At 42.5% G+C, this 17,597-nt stretch carries 15 protein-coding genes; 5 read left to right on the top strand and 10 right to left on the bottom strand.

From position 1 onward, the window contains the following. Positions 1-13: 13 nt before the first annotated feature. The 6 genes from VJ09_RS04100 to VJ09_RS04125 all read right to left on the bottom strand — a co-directional run bounded on the left by VJ09_RS04100 (position 14) and on the right by VJ09_RS04125 (position 7,514). On the bottom strand, positions 14-997 hold the full coding sequence (locus VJ09_RS04100; protein WP_044640363.1) for an alpha-ketoacid dehydrogenase subunit beta: 984 nt from the start codon (positions 995-997) through the stop codon (positions 14-16). After that, complete coding sequence (locus VJ09_RS04105; protein WP_044640364.1) at positions 998-2,011, bottom strand: thiamine pyrophosphate-dependent dehydrogenase E1 component subunit alpha; 1,014 nt, start codon at positions 2,009-2,011, stop codon at positions 998-1,000. Positions 2,012-2,016: 5 nt separating this feature from the next. Beyond that, positions 2,017-3,441, bottom strand: coding sequence for a dihydrolipoyl dehydrogenase (lpdA, locus tag VJ09_RS04110; RefSeq protein ID WP_044640365.1), 1,425 nt, complete (start codon positions 3,439-3,441; stop codon positions 2,017-2,019). Positions 3,442-3,548: 107 nt separating this feature from the next. Next, the gene (locus VJ09_RS04115; protein WP_044640366.1) at positions 3,549-4,649 is read right to left on the bottom strand and encodes a Leu/Phe/Val dehydrogenase; all 1,101 of its coding nucleotides are present in this window, start codon (positions 4,647-4,649) and stop codon (positions 3,549-3,551) included. A 14-nt stretch (positions 4,650-4,663) separates the two neighbouring features. Beyond that, positions 4,664-5,575 (bottom strand): phosphate butyryltransferase, encoded by a 912-nt coding sequence (gene yqiS / locus VJ09_RS04120; protein WP_082050512.1) that lies wholly within the window; start codon positions 5,573-5,575, stop codon positions 4,664-4,666. 184 nt (positions 5,576-5,759) lie between these two features. Then, entirely contained in the window at positions 5,760-7,514 is a 1,755-nt protein-coding gene (locus VJ09_RS04125; protein ID WP_052807208.1) for a sigma-54 interaction domain-containing protein, read from the bottom strand. A 115-nt stretch (positions 7,515-7,629) separates the two neighbouring features. Here VJ09_RS04125 and VJ09_RS04130 point away from each other — a divergent pair, with 115 nt between their 5' ends. The 4 genes from VJ09_RS04130 (at position 7,630) to VJ09_RS04145 (ending at position 10,446) form a co-directional block, all read left to right on the top strand. Further along, positions 7,630-7,935 (top strand): DUF2627 family protein, encoded by a 306-nt coding sequence (locus tag VJ09_RS04130; RefSeq protein WP_082050397.1) that lies wholly within the window; start codon positions 7,630-7,632, stop codon positions 7,933-7,935. Between the two features lie 293 nt (positions 7,936-8,228). Further along, a complete protein-coding gene (locus tag VJ09_RS04135) occupies positions 8,229-9,173 on the top strand; it encodes a superoxide dismutase (RefSeq protein ID WP_052807209.1) in 945 nt (314 codons plus the stop codon). A gap of 15 nt (positions 9,174-9,188) precedes the next feature. Then, positions 9,189-9,425: a hypothetical protein gene (locus tag VJ09_RS04140; protein ID WP_044640367.1), complete on the top strand. Its 237-nt coding sequence runs from the start codon at positions 9,189-9,191 to the stop codon at positions 9,423-9,425. A 151-nt stretch (positions 9,426-9,576) separates the two neighbouring features. Further along, a complete protein-coding gene (locus VJ09_RS04145) occupies positions 9,577-10,446 on the top strand; it encodes an SDR family oxidoreductase (protein ID WP_044640368.1) in 870 nt (289 codons plus the stop codon). Positions 10,447-10,530: 84 nt separating this feature from the next. On the opposite strand, the gene VJ09_RS04150 is transcribed toward VJ09_RS04145, so the two are convergent. Beyond that, positions 10,531-12,336 carry an ABC transporter ATP-binding protein gene (locus VJ09_RS04150; RefSeq protein ID WP_044640369.1) on the bottom strand — a complete coding sequence of 602 codons (1,806 nt, stop codon included), beginning with the start codon at positions 12,334-12,336 and terminating at the stop codon, positions 10,531-10,533. A gap of 297 nt (positions 12,337-12,633) precedes the next feature. Here VJ09_RS04150 and VJ09_RS17455 point away from each other — a divergent pair, with 297 nt between their 5' ends. Continuing rightward, positions 12,634-13,395, top strand: a complete 762-nt coding sequence (locus VJ09_RS17455; RefSeq protein WP_052807210.1) for a class I SAM-dependent methyltransferase — start codon at positions 12,634-12,636, stop codon at positions 13,393-13,395. An 84-nt stretch (positions 13,396-13,479) separates the two neighbouring features. Here the strand turns inward: VJ09_RS17455 and spo0A are convergent, their stop codons facing one another. From spo0A to recN, 3 genes are all read right to left on the bottom strand, one after another. Next, positions 13,480-14,274, bottom strand: coding sequence for a sporulation transcription factor Spo0A (spo0A, locus tag VJ09_RS04165; protein WP_044640371.1), 795 nt, complete (start codon positions 14,272-14,274; stop codon positions 13,480-13,482). A gap of 91 nt (positions 14,275-14,365) precedes the next feature. Further along, entirely contained in the window at positions 14,366-15,697 is a 1,332-nt protein-coding gene (gene spoIVB / locus VJ09_RS04170) for a SpoIVB peptidase (RefSeq protein WP_044640372.1), read from the bottom strand. A gap of 188 nt (positions 15,698-15,885) precedes the next feature. After that, the gene (gene recN, locus VJ09_RS04175) at positions 15,886-17,592 is read right to left on the bottom strand and encodes a DNA repair protein RecN (protein WP_044640373.1); all 1,707 of its coding nucleotides are present in this window, start codon (positions 17,590-17,592) and stop codon (positions 15,886-15,888) included. Positions 17,593-17,597 lie beyond the last annotated feature (5 nt).

A 17,597-nucleotide genomic window follows, 5' to 3' on the forward strand; every position in this document is an offset into this window, starting at 1 on the left:
GTCTCCTCCTCTCTTAAAATTCTGCTAGATCACGCAATGCATTAGCAATTTTCTCTGGATTTAACATAAATTCTTTTTCTAGCGTCTTGTTATATGGCATTGCAGGTACATCAGGACCACAGAGACGGCGAACAGGGGCATCTAATTCAAAGAACGCCTCTTCTGCGATGAGGGATGCAATTTCTCCCCCAAATCCACCTGTTTTGTTGTCCTCATGCAAGACTAGAACTTTCCCTGTTTTAGCAGTCGCTTCGAGAATCGCTTCTTTATCGAGTGGAATTAGACTACGCAAATCCAGGACATGAACACTAATGCCTTCCTCTGCCAACTTTTCAGCTGCTTCGAGGGCATAGTGTACCATAAGGCCATAGGAAATCACCGTAACGTCTGATCCATCACGTTTCACCTCCGCCTTACCAAGCGGAATAGTGTAATCTTCTGATGGAACTTCTCCTTTGATCAGACGATAACAACGTTTATGCTCCAAGAACAACACAGGATCTTCATCACGAATGGATGCTTTTAGAAGCCCTTTTACATCATAAGGGGTACTAGGTGCTACGATCTTAAGACCAGGTACTCCAGCAAACAATTTTTCGATACTCTGTGAGTGATAGAGCGCTCCATGAATTCCACCACCATAAGGAGCTCGGATTACCATTGGACACTGGAATGTTCCATTGGAACGATAGCGGATCTTAGAGGCTTCACTAACGATTTGGTTAAATGCAGGCATGATAAAATCAGCAAATTGCATCTCTGCAATAGGGCGCATCCCGTAACCAGCCGCACCGATTGCCACTCCAGCGATAGCAGACTCTGTGAGAGGAGTATCGACTACACGATCTTCGCCAAACTCTTCAATGAGACCCATGGTAGCGCGGAATACTCCTCCACGTTTCCCCACGTCTTCTCCTAGCACAAAGACACGATTATCTCGCTTCATCTCTTCTTGTAGTGCCTTCGTTACGGCTTCGATATAGGTCATTACTGCCATTTAACGCCCCTCCTCAAAAAAGACATGCTGGTACATCACACTAGGATCAGGTTCTGCTGCGTTTTCCGCTACACTTGTCGCTTCGTTAATCTCATGGCGTATCGTAGCGAGCATGTCCTGTTCAGCAGATTCAGTCAGGAGGTTATGATCTACTAGATATTGACGGAAAGTGACCAGCGCATCTCGTTGTTTCGCCGCTTCGACTTCCTCCATTTTCCGGTACGTACGATCGTCATCATCACTCGAATGTGGCACAAGGCGATAGGAGACTGCCTCGATTAAAGTCGGACCCTCTCCACGTAGTGCTCGTTTCCGTGCATCTTGAATCACTTCGTATACTTCAATTGGATCGTTTCCGTCCACTTCTATTCCTGGAATACCGTAACCTTTTCCACGAGCTGCGATACTTCCACCTGCAACTTGTTTCTCTAACGGAACGGAAATAGCATATTGGTTATTCTCCACAAGGAAGATAACAGGTAGCTTGTGTACTCCCGCAAAGTTCATCGCTTCATGCCAATCTCCTTGGTTACTTGAACCTTCCCCACAGGAAGTGAGAACCACTAACTCTTCTTTGGCGAGTTTAGCAGCATAGGCAATCCCAGTAGCATGCAAAACTTGTGTAGTAACAGGACTAGAGCCAGTAAAGATTCGGTAGCGATGATCTCCATAATGTCCTGGCATTTGGCGTCCACCACTATTTGGGTCTCCAGGTTTAGCAAAAGCAGCTAGCATCTGGTCTGTCGGAGTTTGCCCAAAATGCAAAACCATCCCTAGATCTCGATAATACGGGCAAAGCCAATCTTTTTCTTTGTCTAAAGCGAATGCTGCTCCTACTTGTGTTGCTTCTTGACCTTGGCAAGAGATAACAAAAGGAATTTTCCCTGCACGATTTAAAAGCCACATCCGTTCGTCCAACTTGCGTGCCATCAACATCGTAGAATACATCTCTAGAACTTGTTGATCCGATAATCCAACCTCTCGATGTTTCATCTCATCTCTCCTTTTTATCATGGTTGTTAACCGTGAATAGCCAAACCATCTACGGCAAGGGCCGCTTCTCCGATCAACTCCGAAAGCGTCGGATGCGGGTGAATCAACTGGCCGATCTCCCATGCAGTTCCATCCAGTAATTGGGCTAATCCTGCTTCCGAAATTAGGTTGGTTGCGTCTGCTCCAATGAGGTGAGCTCCAAGCAAATCCTCTGTCTTCGCATCTACTACCAGTTTTACCATTCCATCTACCTCACCCATAACAAGTGATTTTCCGACTGTACGGAAGGGCACTTTTCCTACTTTTACTTGATAACCTTGGTCTTTTGCCTCTTGTTCTGTGAAACCGATAGAAGCGACTTCTGGTCTACTGTAGATACAACGTGGAACCTGGCGCTTTTGAAGTGGCTCAGGCGATTGATCTGCCATGTGTTCTACCGCAATTACAGCCTCTCGCATCGCAACGTGTGCTAATTGAAATCCACCAACTAAATCTCCAATCGCATAGATATGCTTTTCAGCAGTTTGTTGGAATGGATTCACTACCACTGCTCCACGCTCTACTTTGATCGCCGTATTATCAAGTCCAATGTCTTTTACATTTGGTGTTCTCCCTACAGATACTAGCAACTTTTCAGCGCTAAAATGAGAGGAAGCCCCCTTTACCTCTGCCTGAAGTTTCACTTCTCCTTCGATGACTTGTACGGTATCTACTGCCACCGTTACCTCGCTGAATACTTTTACGCCCTTTTTCTTGAGAACTCTCGTCATCTCACGACTAATTTCCACATCTTCTCCAGGCAAAATTCGATCTGCCACTTCTAAAACGGTCACATCTACTCCAAAATCAGAGAGCATTGATGCCCACTCGATTCCTATCGCTCCACCACCAAGAATCAACATGGAATTTGGTAACTCTTCCATCTGAAGGGCATGATCCGAGTTCAAAATAGATTGTCCATCATAATCTAATCCCTCTAAGAAACGTGGAGAGGAACCAGTCGCAAGTAGTAGATTCTGTGGAACAAGGAGTGTTCCCTCTTCTTCAGGTGATGTCTGTACTGAAACCGTTCCAGGTAAGGGAGAAAAAATAGAAGGCCCCAAAATACGACCATATCCAGAATAAACATCGACTTTATTTTTCTTTAGTAGATGTTCTACGCCTTTTTGAAGTTGTCCAATGATCTGATTTTTCCGAGAATGCACCATTGATAAATCTACTTGCACATTTTCTGAACGAATCCCGTAAGTTTCCGATTCCTTCATCTGGTGGTACAAAGAAGCACTATAGAGCATGGATTTTGTAGGGATACATCCCTTGTGTAAACATACTCCTCCCACGTTTTCCTTCTCCACTAATGCTACTTTCATCCCGAGTTGGGCTGCACGGATCGCACCTACATATCCTCCCGGACCGCCACCTAACACGACTAGATCATATTGTTCTGCCAAGGCTTTCGCCTCCCGTCGTTTCGTGTATAAGGGTAAAGGAACAAAGCTTCACACTTTGCCCCTTACCATGATTTATGTGCTAAAAAAACTCATTCATTCAATCGATTTTAACGATGCACAGGCGTAAGCGCATGACGATCCTTCTGCACAAACATGTTACGTGATTTTCGAAGAGATTCAATACGCTCTTCTGCCAAACGATCCGCTGCTTGATAGGTAGGAATGCCATCACGCTTTGCAATCTCAAATACTTTTTCAATCGTATGGTATATTCCTTCTACTTTGGCCATCGCTCGTTCACGATTATACCCATAAAGTTCGTCCGCTACATTGATGAGACCACCCGCATTGATCACATAATCTGGGGCGTAGAAGATCCCTTTTTGTTCCAGAAGATCTCCGTGTCGATCTTCTTTTAGTTGATTATTTGCGGAGCCTGCTATTACGTTGCAACGTAATCGGTCAATAGTGTCATCATTGACAATGGCACCTAACGCACATGGAGAAAAAATATCGCAATCTACATCATAGATTTCATCTGGATGTACACTAGTCGCCCCAAAGTCTTGTACCGCACGCTTTACGTTTGGCTCATATATATCTGTCACAATCAACTGCGCACCTTCTTCATGCAAATACTTGCATAGATGATAGGCCACATTACCTACACCTTGGACTGCAATCTTTTTCCCTTTTAAAGAATCGCTACCATAGGCAACTTTCGCAGCAGCTTTCATTCCCTGGTATACACCAAAAGCAGTGACAGGAGAAGGATTCCCACTAGAACCAAAAGCTGGAGAGACACCCGTTACATAACTTGTCTCCAAGAAAATATTATTCATATCTTCTTCATTCGTACCGACATCTTCTGCCGTGATGTAACGTCCATTCAATCCCTCTACATAACGTCCGAGGGCACGGAACATGGCTTCACTTTTGTCTGTTCGAGATTCACCGATAATGACTGTCTTGCCACCACCCAGATTTAACCCAGAAACAGCAGCTTTGTAGGTCATACCACGAGCCAAACGGAGAGCATCTACAATTGCTTCTTCTTCCGTTGCATAGTTCCACATCCGGATTCCGCCGAGAGCAGGCCCCAATGTTGTATCATGAATTGCAATAATCGCTTTGAGACCGGAACTTTCATCTTGGCAAAAAACGAGTTGCTCATAGTCATACTGTTTCATTGCCTCTAAAATTTTCATCCGGTATTCCCCCATTATCTCCGCTTTGTGTAGTCTGCTTGCAATACCGCCATCGCGATCGAGTAGAGTTTCGCTTCTGCAGAATCTGCTCTAGAAGTCAAGATCACTGGTGCAGCCGCACCTAGAACGAGTGCTCCGATCTTTGCTTTTGCGAAGTAAACCATAGATTTGTATAAAATGTTTCCTGCTTCAATATCCGGAACAAGCAAGACATCCGCCTGACCTGCTACAGGTCCCGTTACACCTTTATGTTCAGCCGATTCCAGCGAAATCGCGTTATCCAAAGCAAAAGGTCCATCTACCAAAGCGCCTTTAATCTGACCACGGCGGTTCATTTGTGACAGAGCTGCTGCATCTAAAGTAGCTTGCATATTAGGATTAACTACTTCCACCGCAGCCAATGCTGCAATCTTTGGTTCCGTATTTCCAAGAGAGTGACAGAAGTCGATGATGTTCTGAGTGATCTGTGCTTTTTCTGGTAGTGTAGGCGCCACGTTTAAAGCAGGGTCTGTCACATGAATGAGGCGGTCAAAACCAGGAACCTCGAAACTAGCAACGTGACTTAACACCTTACCTGTGCGCAACCCTTTTTCCTTGTTCAAAACAGCACGCAAGAAGTCGGAGGTTTGTACCATGCCTTTCATCATTACATCTGCACGACGCTCTTTCACCGCTGTTACCGCTAGGAGTGCTGCCTCTTGAACACTTTTAGCATGGGTTACTTCTTCTTCTGCCAATTCCAACCCAATTTCGGCTGCAATCTCCTTTATTTTGTCTTGATCTCCAAACAAGAGAAATTGTGCAATACCATGTTGTTTTGCGTCTCGTACTGCTTCTAATACTTCATGATCGGCAGCTGCTGCCACAGCGACCGTTACGGATGGCAGCGATTCTGCTCTTTTTAAGATTTGTTCAAAAGTTGTCAATTTCTCCACGTTCTACACCTCTACTCGATTGTTTGCCTTCATTGTTCCCCAATGAAGAAAAATTTACGTTAACGGTCAATGGATAATATGCAAGTCTCGTGCCAACCCGCGTAATTTGAAAAACCGTTAGCTTTCCCATTTCGCATCTGCAAAATTCTGCACAACATACAATTAAATCTGCAAATTACTGCATCGATATACCATATTTTTCTAATTTGTAATAGAGACTTCGAATGGAGATCCGAAGGTGCTTCGCCACTTGTCCTTTATGGTTACCAAACTCTTCCATCGTACGATGCAAGATCTCTTTCTCTGCCATTTCTAACTGCTCTTTGAGAGAAACAACATGATTCTTTGGTTTAACTTCCATCCCATCGGATTGGATCAGCATTGGAAAATGTTCTTTTTCCATTACTTGATCCGAGAACTTCATCTGAATCATCGCTCGTCCTAATAAGTTTTCTAGCTCACGGACATTTCCTGGGAAATCATACGATTGAAGTAGTATTTCCACCTCTTCTGAGAGTCCTGTCACATTTCGCCCATATTCTCTATTCAGTTTGTGAATCAGGTACTCTGTCAATTTTAACAAGTCATCTTTTCGCAAACGCAGGGGAGCGATATGAATAGGAAAAACATTTAGACGATAATATAAGTCCTCACGAAATCTACGTTCCTGTATTGCTTGTTCCAAGGGGACATGGGTCGCAGCAATCACTCGCACATCCACTGATATCACCTTGGTTCCCCCGACCCGAACCACCTCTTTTTCTTGCAAAACGCGGAGTAGTTTTGCTTGCGTAGATAGGTCCATTTCTCCAATTTCATCGAGGAAAATCGTTCCTCCGCTCGCTTCTTCAAAGAGACCTTTTTTTCCACCGCGCCTAGCTCCGGTAAAAGCCCCTTCGTCATAGCCAAACAGCTCACTCTCCAATAGAGAGCCAACTAGTGCCGCACAGTTAACCCTCACAAAAGGGCCTAACCTACGTTGACTTGCATTATGTATGGCATGTGCAAAAAGCTCTTTCCCTGTACCTGACTCACCTCTAAGTAACACTGTTGCCCGGGTGGTCGCTGCTTGCTTTGCTTGTTGAATTGCAAATTTCATCTCTTCGCTTTCCCCGATAATGTCTTCAAACAAATATTTTGCTTCTAGACGGCGAATGATACTCTTGGCACGCATAAGATCTTGGCTCAACTTCTCCAACTCTGAACGATCATGGATGATTCCAACACTACCTTTGCACTGCGTTCCCACCAAAATCGGTGCCACATTCACGACCACTTCCTTGCGGTTTGGTCCTACTTTGAGTTGTACTCCTCTTACTGGTTCTTGAGTTTGGAGTACCTGCCGATGCATGCTTTCTCCCTCGGCGATATCTACTTCTGCTGGCTTTCCTATTACTTGTTCTGATGTGAGCCCAGTGAGTCGGGTATATGCTGGATTGATCAAAAAGCCTTTTCCATCCGTGTCTACTACGGAAATCGCATCATCAAAGGAATTGATGATCGCTTGAAAAAAGCTTTTCATCCCTTCTAGATCATGAACTTGTTGAGTAAGCTGTTCCAATTCTTTTACATTGTTTAGTGAAGTGGTCTGACCACTACTAGTTAATAATACAAGCCACTGTATGATGGTTTCCCAAACCTCTAAATTATCACCAGAAATGATCAAAGACTTACTTCCGTTAGGCAAATCCCTCAGTAGTTTCCTATTCGAGAAGTCTACTATTACATTGGGTTCCAGTTGGAGAAAAGGTTGGATTGACTTGGCAGTAGGGATCGGAACCGAGATCTTTTCCCCTGTCTCCGTCAGCCAAAACGGCTTATCTTCATTTGAAACATACCCAATCCATTCCACCCACTCAGCAACTTTTTGCAAGGAAGCAAACGAACGATACGCCTCATCAGGAGCCCCTACCATCACCAATTTTAGCATCCTAGCACCTTCTCCATTTTTCTGTTCCCTTCCCATATTAACATATCATCTAGAAAGAATGATGGGTTTGCGATAACATGAAAAGTATGAAAAAGGAAGGGCGGAAATTACAAGTATGAAACCAGTTATCCAACGAATTATCGCAATTACTTTGGTTTGCTTACCAGGAGTGCTGGCTATCTATGGTTGGACAACACTTCGAGACCTCTTTTTTGAATACACCGCTGGTGGAGATTTCCAATGGTTGCCCTTTTTAAAAGGAATTGGAGCATTTGGAATGGGACTATTTATAATCGGACATTTCATATTTTATCGGGAGAAAAAAAATTATAAAGTACAGGATAAGCTACTAACGGAAGAAGAACGGGCAGAAAAAGCACGGAATAAGAAAAAAGGCGGGAATTTTTTAGAGAAGGTGTAGGAAAAAACCATTTGGATAGATAACCAACGACGATCATATAAATTAGTATGATCGTCGTTGTTATTACAAGTTTCTGGTCCAATGAAGAGATAAAAAAACTTCGAAGAAACCGAATCGAAATCATTACTCTTAATAATATTATTGATAGTTATCTAAATATAATGTAAATTTAAATTAGTTGATTAATCATCAAAAAAATCCCCTTACTTTATCGTTATTGCTCTTCCGTTATAAGACAAACTCCTCCTTTCATAGAGATCTATATATACGATCTAATGGAAGGAGGTTTTTTTATGCAGTATGACTGGCTGGATTGGATGAAAAAACCACTTAACGATATGCTTCAAGACTGTCAACAGCAGGCAGAATTTTTTCCACAAGAAGAACAACAAGAGATTCTTGGGCGTTTTCGAGCTCTTACCCGTTCCATCAAATATGCGATACAACCCGCTACTTATTACCAAGCATGGGAAGAATTAATCGCATTACAACGATATTGTCGTGAACGAAGAGAACTTCTAACACTAAGTATTCAAGATACGGAAGATTCCGAAGTGGAACCTTCCGCAATTGAAAAAGATTCTACAGCTATTTCTGTAGCACCTTATCGACCTGTACCGATTGGTCAACACAAATTACCTCCCTTACGCTATAGTTATGATGCTTTGGAACCATATATTGATCGAGAGACGATGAGAATTCATCATGCTGAGCTACATCAAAAATATGTAAATGATCTCAACAAGGCAGAAAAACAATTACAAAACGCACGCGAAAAAAGGAATTACGATCTAGTCAAGCATTGGGAACGGGAACTAGCTTTTAATGGTGCTGGTCACTATCTTCATACTATCTTCTTTGACATCATGAGTCCTGGTGCTGGTGGCGAACCAAAAGGAGACTTACGAGATCAGATTATTCGAGATTTTGGTAGCTATCGGGCATTCAAAGAACATTTTTCCCAGGCTGCTGAAAAAGTAGAAGGTGGAGGTTGGGCGCTCTTAATCTGGAGTCCAAGAGCACAACGCTTGGAAATTCTCCAAGCAGAAAAGCACCAAAACCTCTCACAACAAGATCAGATTCCGATCCTTGCACTCGATGTATGGGAACATGCTTATTATTTGAAATACCCCAATAAACGAAAAGCATATATTGAGAACTGGTTTAAAGTGGTTGATTGGAACCGAGTCAATGATCGCTATGATACTGCACGTCGTGTCTTATGGCAACCGTACTAGAGGGGGAAAGCGGAAATGGCAAAAAAGACACGAAACAGAGAAAGAGCAACCCAACGACCGAAAAAAGGAAAATATACTAACATCGCCAATTTCTTTTACCAAGAACAAGTAGCACCTCTGGAAAAAGCATACCGGCAACATATGCAAAGCAAACAATATGAATTAGCTGAACAAGCATTTGCACAATCTAGAATAAAACGGGACGAATATCGACAAATTCTATATCGTAGAGAAAAAAAGCAGGTACCATAGGATCATCTAACGCTAAGGAGTAACCTTTCCATTAGCGTTTTTCTTTTGCACTTTTTAAGATGACCAGATTGTACTCATTTCTCCTACATATCTTTCATCATTTTTTCAATCGGAAGAGGCAAACTACACAAAAACAAAAAGGATGTAGTATATGTCTAGTACAAAACAACCCAAACCTACCTTTCCAGCACAACATCAAACACAGCAACCTGGAATAGAGAGCCAGATGAACCCGCTACCTGAATTTGATCGCAAGACATACCGTGGTTCTGGAAAATTACAAGACAAAGTGGCAATTATCACGGGGGGAGATAGTGGAATTGGACGTGCTGTTGCAATCGCTTTTGCCAAAGAAGGTGCACATGTTGTAATTAGCTACCTAAATGAAGACACAGATGCAAAAGCAACCCAATCCTACATCGAAAAATTTGGGCGTAACTGTCTCCTTATTCCAGGTGACATCGGGCAAGAAACACATTGTCAAAAAATAATTGAAACAACCATGAATGAACTCTCTCGAATTGATACATTAGTTTTGAATGCCGCCGAGCAGACTCCTCAAGATATGATCACCAATATCACTAATACTCAACTAGAAAAAACGTTTCGTACCAATCTATTTTCCATGTTTTACTTGACCAAAGCAGCTTTGCCACATCTTCTCACCGGGAGTAGCATCATTACCACTACTTCGGTCACAGCTTACTTAGGCAATGAGCAACTTCTTGATTACTCCGCTACCAAAGGGGCAATTACTACCTTTACCCGCTCTTTGGCACTACAGTTGGTAAAGAAGGGAATACGAGTAAATGGAGTAGCTCCTGGTCCGATCTGGACGCCACTCATCCCTTCCACTTTCCCACCTGACCAAGTATCTACCTTCGGTTCCACCACTCCGATGGGTCGAGCTGGACAACCTGTCGAGTTAGCGCCTACTTATGTTTATCTGGCATCAGAAGATTCTTCTTATGTAACAGGACAAGTGATACATGTAAATGGAGGGGAAGTATTGAACGGGTAATAATTAATAAATGTAAGTTAGATTTATCACTATTCCCAGTTGCAAACAGCCAAGATTAGAATATAAACAAACTCCTAACTTCTGTTAGGAGTTTGTTTGGGATGGACTGTTTTTTTCTTGTACCACCCCAGGCATCAAATCCCGTTGAAATTGATGTTGTACCAGTTCTTGGTAAAGGGAATGGTTTTCTAACAGTTCATGGTGGGTACCGGTTCCTGTTACTTCACCCTTCTCCAATACTACAATCTGATCAGCATGAACTACTGTAGCCAAACGGTGGGCGATTACAAGCGTCGTACGCCCTTCCATTAGTGTCTGAAGCGCTTGTTGCACCGCCACTTCAGACTGTGAATCCAGATTGGAGGTTGCTTCATCTAACATTAAGATTGCAGGATCTTGTAGCAGTGCACGAGCAATCGCGATTCGCTGACGTTGACCTCCTGACAGCTTGATTCCTCGTTCCCCCACTTCCGTGTCCAGACTTTGAGGTAGCTCCTCAATAAATTCTAATGCATTAGCTAATTTGGCAGCGTACTTCAACTCTTCCTCTGTCACTTCCCGTTTCATTCCATAACAGATATTCTCTCGAATCGTACCTGCTAGAAGCGGACTTTCTTGTGAAACATAGCCAAATTGAGAACGCCATGCCCGTAGCGAAAAATCTTCGATCGGAGTTCCACCCTGATAAATCTGACCATCAGTTGGTTGGTAGAAGCGTTCTAATAGAGAAAAAAGCGTTGTTTTCCCTGCTCCGCTAGGACCAACGATGGCCGTTACCTTACCTGGTGGTATCTCAAGCGATACATTTCGGATAACTGGATCATTATCTCCATAGCCAAAGCGAACATGATCCAATTTTAAACTTTTGGTCGGTTTGACATCGACTAATCCTTCATCTTCTAGCTCCTCATCCCAATCTAGGATTTGATGAAGTCTTTCTGTCGCACCCATTGCTTTTTGTAGACTAGTGAAGAATCGAGCAAATAAACTCATTGGTGTTACTACCTGAAAAAGATACAAAATAAAAGCAACTAATTCGCCTGCGGTAAGTGCTCCAGTCGCTACCCGCACCCCACCATATCCGATGACTGCAACCAACATAATCGTCATCAATAAGAAGATAAGCGGTTGTAAGATGGAGATAATCTTGGCCTCTCTCAGTCCAAACTGAAACAAATGGGAGATCTTCTGAGAACCTTGATCCTTTTCATGGTCTTCTGCTACATATGATTTGACCAACCGGATCTCGGAGACGATTTGTGTTAACATACTAGTCAGACCGGCTGTCTCTTTTTGCAAGTCACGTGAGATAAAATAAATCTTACGCCCCATCGGACGAATCAAAAGGAATATGACAGGTAGAATTCCTAATATAACGAGTGACATCTGCCAGTCCAGATAAAAGAGTACCGCAATAGCACCGATAATCGAGATCACACTAGAGAACATCGTAACCAAATGGTTAGACACTAGGTCTTTGATTTGAAGAGTATCATTGCTAATTCGACTGATGATATCTCCTGAACGGTGCTGGTCAAAATAGGAGACCGGAAGAACAAGTGTCTTGTTCCACAGTTTCCGACGTAAGTTAAGGACAACACTTTCTCCAACATAAAAGAGAAAATACGTGGAAATCGCTCCTGCTATCGCCTGAAGGAGAAAAGCTCCTGCCAATAAACCGATCACTCCAGGGGATAACGAGGTAGCGGACAAATCATCTACTAAGTTCTTGGTAAACCAAGGGACGATTAAACTAGCTAACGTTTGAATAAGGGAAAGTCCAATTGCTAAAGTTAACAATACTTTGGACACTTTAGTATCTCGAATAAGTCCATAAAACTTTTTCCAATCTAAACGTTCCCTTTTTTCTGGTTTAGGAGTTTCTTGCAAACTATACCCATCCTTTGTCTCATGCTATTTATCCATTTATTTCACCTAGTTAATTATAAGTGGCTGCTTGTGGAAAAACAATCCATTCAAAATATATTGCATTTAAACCAAATGGCAGACCATTTTCATAAATACATCCTTTCCTTACTTCGAAAAATAGATAATTTTCATGGTAATTTGATTTTGGATCAGGATAACTTTATATTCAAGTTCTAAACAACAACTTTTATCCCTACTTATTCTCCAAACATTTCATTTCCGAAGATTTGCTATAATAGGAAAGAAGGAGGGATCAAATTGCTACCAAACAATGCGAACTTTGGAACAGTCGCTGAACAATATGACCTCTATCGCAATGATTTCCCTATTCACTTATTCGAATCTCTACAGAATTTAGATATCAAGATAACCAATAAGCGCATTTTGGATCTAGCTTGTGGAACGGGTGTGTTAAGCCGATTCCTTCAAAATTCAGGTGCAGATGTTGTTGGTGTCGATGCATCCAAAGAACTCTTGGAACAGGCAAAGAAGCATCAATCCCCTATAGAGTATCTTCAAGGAACGGCCGAGAAAATCCCCATGGATGACGCCTCATTTGATATGGTGACAATTCTACGTGCATGGCATTGGTTTGATCCTGTACAGGCATCCAAAGAAATAGCAAGAGTCCTAAAGCCAGATGGTCAGTTATTGATTATCAATACAGGAAATAACCCTCACCCCATTTTAGATCAAACCTTTGAGATCGCTTCCAACTATATACCAGAAAAAGAGATACGTACTCCGATCCCTAGTTTATTCGGTTTTTCCATCCATAGTTTGGAAGAGTTACATCAACAGGGGCTTCAAGCTTTTTTGGCGTGGCAAACTGAATACGAGGTTTCGTTTGATGTAAATACATGGTTGGGCAGGGTCTCTACCTTATCGTGGTATAGTAATTTAAACAACACACAACGTATAGAGTTACAAAAGCGCCTACATAGCAAATTTGCCACCTATTCTAATTTTGCTCTCCCACATTTTTTTCGTATTGTAGCATTACAGAAAAAGTCAATATAGACTGTATATTGAAAAAATAGAACCGTTACTCTTTGTGGAGAAACGGTTTTTTTCGCTTGATAACGTATTCCATTGTTTTTTTCGTTAACCTGCTCGATGTTCGATACGTAGCTTATCCGCTACCATCGCAATAAACTCACTATTGGTTGGCTTTGCTTTGGTTACATTGATCGTATAACCAAAGAGAGACTTGATCGAATCCATATTCCCTCTACTCCATGCTACTTCAATAGCATGTCGAATGGCACGCTCTACCCGACTAGAAGTGGTGTTGTATTTTTCGGCAATCCGAGGATATAGTGTTTTCGTGATCGAGCCTAAGAGATCAATTTCGTTATATACCATGGTGATTGCTTCTCGCAGATAAAGATACCCTTTAATATGAGCAGGAACACCAATTTCATGGATCACATTGGTGATATTGGCATCTAAGTTATTGGGTTTTGAACTGGATGTAGATACTGGCACTGTTGCTGTTGTTTTTACACGAGGAGATGAGGTTGGCATATCTACTAACTGTCGAATACGGTTGGTGAGAACATCCATATTAAACGGTTTCAAAATGTAATAAGAGGCGCCTAACTCCACTGCACGCTGTGTCACATTTTCTTGTCCGAATGCAGTTAACATCACGATCTTGGGTGCTCTAGGCAATGATATTTCTTGAAGTTGCTCTAAGACTCCTAGCCCATCTAAATGAGGCATAATAATATCTAAAACCAAAATATCTGGTACTTGTTGTTTCAACATCTCCATAACTTCGCCGCCGTTGTGAGCTACTCCAATCACTTCAATATCTTCTTGGGATGCTAAATGATCCCGAAGTAATTCAGCAAACTCACGATTATCATCAGCGAGAGTTACTTGTATTTTTTTCAAAACAAGCTCCCCCTAACCGGTTCCTCAGATATCTTTCAATTCGACATAGTTAGTCTGTCTTCCTTCTGTATCTATTGTAATTTTTACCAATTTAAGGAAATGAAAAAGCGGAGCCTAAGGCATCCGCTGATTGATTGATTACACCCGCATCCTGTAACATCCATTCAATAAATGTACCATATCCAGAAGTCGGATCATTTACAAATACGTGGGTTACTGCTCCCACCAATTTTCCATCTTGCAATATAGGACTTCCACTCATCCCTTGGACAATCCCCCCGGTTTTTTCCAAGAGACGCTTATCTGTTACCTTAATAATTATCCCTTTGGTAGCGGGAAAATTTTGACGAGTTACATGTGTAATTTGTACGTCAAACTCCTCCACTTTTTGTCCGTCAACGACTGTTAATATCTTTGCAGGCCCTTCTTTTACTTGCTCCCTTAGCGCAATCGGTACTGCTTCTTTTTGTAATCCTTGATCTGGCTTTTCATCCATCTTGCCAAAAATGCCGAATGGAGTATTTTTGTTAATGTTTCCTAGCACTTGGTCCTCGCGGAAAAAGATTGCTCTCTTCTCACCAGGTTCACCTGACTCCCCTTTTTGGATCGAGGTGACACTGGAATGAATTACTTTTCCACCGCCGATTTCAATAGGTTGTCCTGTATCAACATCCGATATAACATGCCCTAAAGCTCCATAGTTTTTGGACGCTGGATCATAAAAAGTCAGAGTACCGACACCTGCGACGGAGTCTCGAATATAGACTCCAAGACGATACTGATTCTCTTTTGCGTCTAAAGCAGGACCAATTTGAGTAGTGATCTCCTTCTTGTCTCGACGAATGGTTAATTGAATCGGTTTTTTTGCCTCTCCTGATTTACGAATCTCCGAAGACATATCTTGAACAGAATGAATTTCTTTTCCGTTTGCTCGAATGATATAATCCCCGATTTGGAGTTTCGCTTTTTCTGCTGGAGTAACAGGACCTTGGCTAGTCTGGACTTGGTGATGACCCACTACCAAAACTCCATTTGCCTTCAATTTGACACCGATTGATTGCCCTCCCGGAATTACTTTCAGTTCGGGTACGACTCGAATATCCAGTTTCTTTAACGGAAATGTCCCAAAAAGCTTTAACGTCAACCTGGTACTACCCTGCTGATGAGATTCTAGACGTAAAGGACGATCCAATTGGAGAGAAACTGCTTGCTCGGTGGAACCATTTACTTTTACGACTGTTGGATTTTGAACAGTCGCAGTTGCCCAGACAGGAAGTAAGAATTGAAATTCTTTCCACTCTCCTCGGACCATTCGAAGCTCTTGAGGGAACTTAGCTATCTGATTGGCGATAGAAGAAGTGCTGCCCAAGAGGAGGAAAAGCACCAGGAGAAGACCAAATCCTTTACGGAAATACTGATTCACACTATCACTCTCCTGAGCTTCCCACCCACCTTTCCGCCGATAACAGCTTTGGTGAATGTACTGTTAAGATTGCCTTAGAGAGTGACTACTATGAGACGAAAATAATACCTACAAAAAAGTCACCCAAAAGGTGACTAAAAGATCTCTATACCGTTTTATCTCTTTTTCCTTTTGGTGTATCTTGGTTATCATGCTAACTTCCGCTGAACTTTTCTTTTCACTTGATCAGCCAAGAGAAGCATTTCCTCTGCATGTTCAAGCGTAGTCTCTGTCACTTCGACTCCACCTAACATACGAGCCAATTCACGCTGTCTACCATCAAATCGAAGTGGGACTACGGTTGTACGTGTGGACGACTCCATTATCTGTTTCGAAATATAGAAATGACGATCAGCCATACAAGCAACTTGCGGAAGGTGTGTAACACATAATACTTGAACATGAGCTGCTAACTTCGCAATTTTCTCTGCGATCGCTTGAGCAGCACGGCCGCTTACTCCTGTATCTATCTCATCGAAAACATAGGTATGGACTGGACCACGACCGGAAAAAATACTCTGTAGAGCTAACATAATCCGCGAAATTTCCCCTCCAGAGGCGATTTTGGCTAATGGTCTAAGTGGTTCTCCAGGGTTTGGTGCAATATGAAATTCTACGTGATCTTTTCCCTTGCGATGGTACAGAGTTTTGGTCGGAGTCTGGAAAGAAATATGGAAAACAGCATTCCCCATCTGAAGCTCTCCTAACTCTTGCTCTACCTTCTTCTCCAACTCGACTGCCGCCTCTTTCCGCAGTTGTGTCATTTTATCAGCAAGCTCTACTAAATGACCACGGCAAAGATCCCGTTCCTGTCGCAATTCTTCACAATGATCTTCATGATGTGTGAGATTCTCTAGCTCTTGCTCCACTTTCTCTTGGTAAGCTATCATCTCTTCCACATCTTCTCCATATTTTCGTTTTAAATTCTGGATGGTATGCAGACGATCTTGAACTTCGTGAAGGCGTTCTGGGTTGTATTCCACTTTTTCTCGATATTGACTTAAGAAATGAACTGCTTCTTCTAATTGAAAAGCTGCTGCTTCTACCATCTGAAATGCTTCTTGCACTTCTTCATCTACATCTGATATCTCGGATAATTGCGCTGCCGTCCACCGAATTCGATCCAGACCACCTGACTCCCCAGTTAATGCTTGATAAGCAACTTCTGTCTTAGCCTGCAACTTCTCCCCAAAAGAGAGCTTTTTTTGTTCTTGACGAAGTTCTTCTTCTTCCCCTGGAACCAATCTAGCTTCCCGTAATTCTTGAAGCTGAAACTGATACAGATCTATTTTATGAGCCAATTCTTGTTGGTTTAACTCAAGCGATTTTAAACGTTTTTCAATTGTTTGAGCCTGGTGAAACCACTCTTCATATTGTTTGCGTAGTTCTCGTAATTCGTCTGTTCCATAGTGATCTAATAATTCGATATGCTCGTCTACATGAAGAAGGGTTTGATGTTCGTGCTGCCCATGAATCTGTACCAAAAGCGAACCAACTTCACGGAGTAAGCCACGTGTAACCATTTTCCCATTAATCCGCGCCGTACTTTTTCCATTCTCCGAAACTTCTCGACGAATGATTAAACCGTCTTCTTCTGTTTCGATTCCCTCCGAAACAAGCTTTGCCCAGACCGGATGATCGGATTCCAACTCAAAGTATGCCTCCACTTCGGCTTTCTGTGCCCCATGGCGGACATATTCGCTGGACGATCTTCCACCCAATACTAACCCTAAGGCATCGAGTAATATCGATTTCCCAGCACCTGTTTCTCCTGTTAGGACATGGAAACCATTTTCGAACTCTATGTTTACCTCTTCGACGATGGCGAATTGCCGAATGGATAGTTCTCGAAGCATAGCTC

The sequence above is a fragment of the Risungbinella massiliensis genome, from assembly GCF_000942395.1.
Classification (GTDB): Bacteria; Bacillota; Bacilli; order Thermoactinomycetales; family Thermoactinomycetaceae; genus Risungbinella; species Risungbinella massiliensis.

Coding starts and splice junctions, on each gene's coding strand:
- VJ09_RS04100 (WP_044640363.1), bottom strand. CDS start 997: ATGGCAGTAATGACCTATATCGAAGCCGTAACGAAGGCACTACAAGAA.
- VJ09_RS04145 (WP_044640368.1), top strand. CDS start 9,577: ATGTCTAGTACAAAACAACCCAAACCTACCTTTCCAGCACAACATCAA.
- VJ09_RS04125 (WP_052807208.1), bottom strand. CDS start 7,514: ATGCTAAAATTGGTGATGGTAGGGGCTCCTGATGAGGCGTATCGTTCG.
- recN (WP_044640373.1), bottom strand. CDS start 17,592: ATGCTTCGAGAACTATCCATTCGGCAATTCGCCATCGTCGAAGAGGTA.
- VJ09_RS04115 (WP_044640366.1), bottom strand. CDS start 4,649: ATGAAAATTTTAGAGGCAATGAAACAGTATGACTATGAGCAACTCGTT.
- VJ09_RS04135 (WP_052807209.1), top strand. CDS start 8,229: ATGCAGTATGACTGGCTGGATTGGATGAAAAAACCACTTAACGATATG.
- VJ09_RS04105 (WP_044640364.1), bottom strand. CDS start 2,011: ATGATAAAAAGGAGAGATGAGATGAAACATCGAGAGGTTGGATTATCG.
- VJ09_RS04140 (WP_044640367.1), top strand. CDS start 9,189: ATGGCAAAAAAGACACGAAACAGAGAAAGAGCAACCCAACGACCGAAA.
- VJ09_RS04130 (WP_082050397.1), top strand. CDS start 7,630: ATGAAACCAGTTATCCAACGAATTATCGCAATTACTTTGGTTTGCTTA.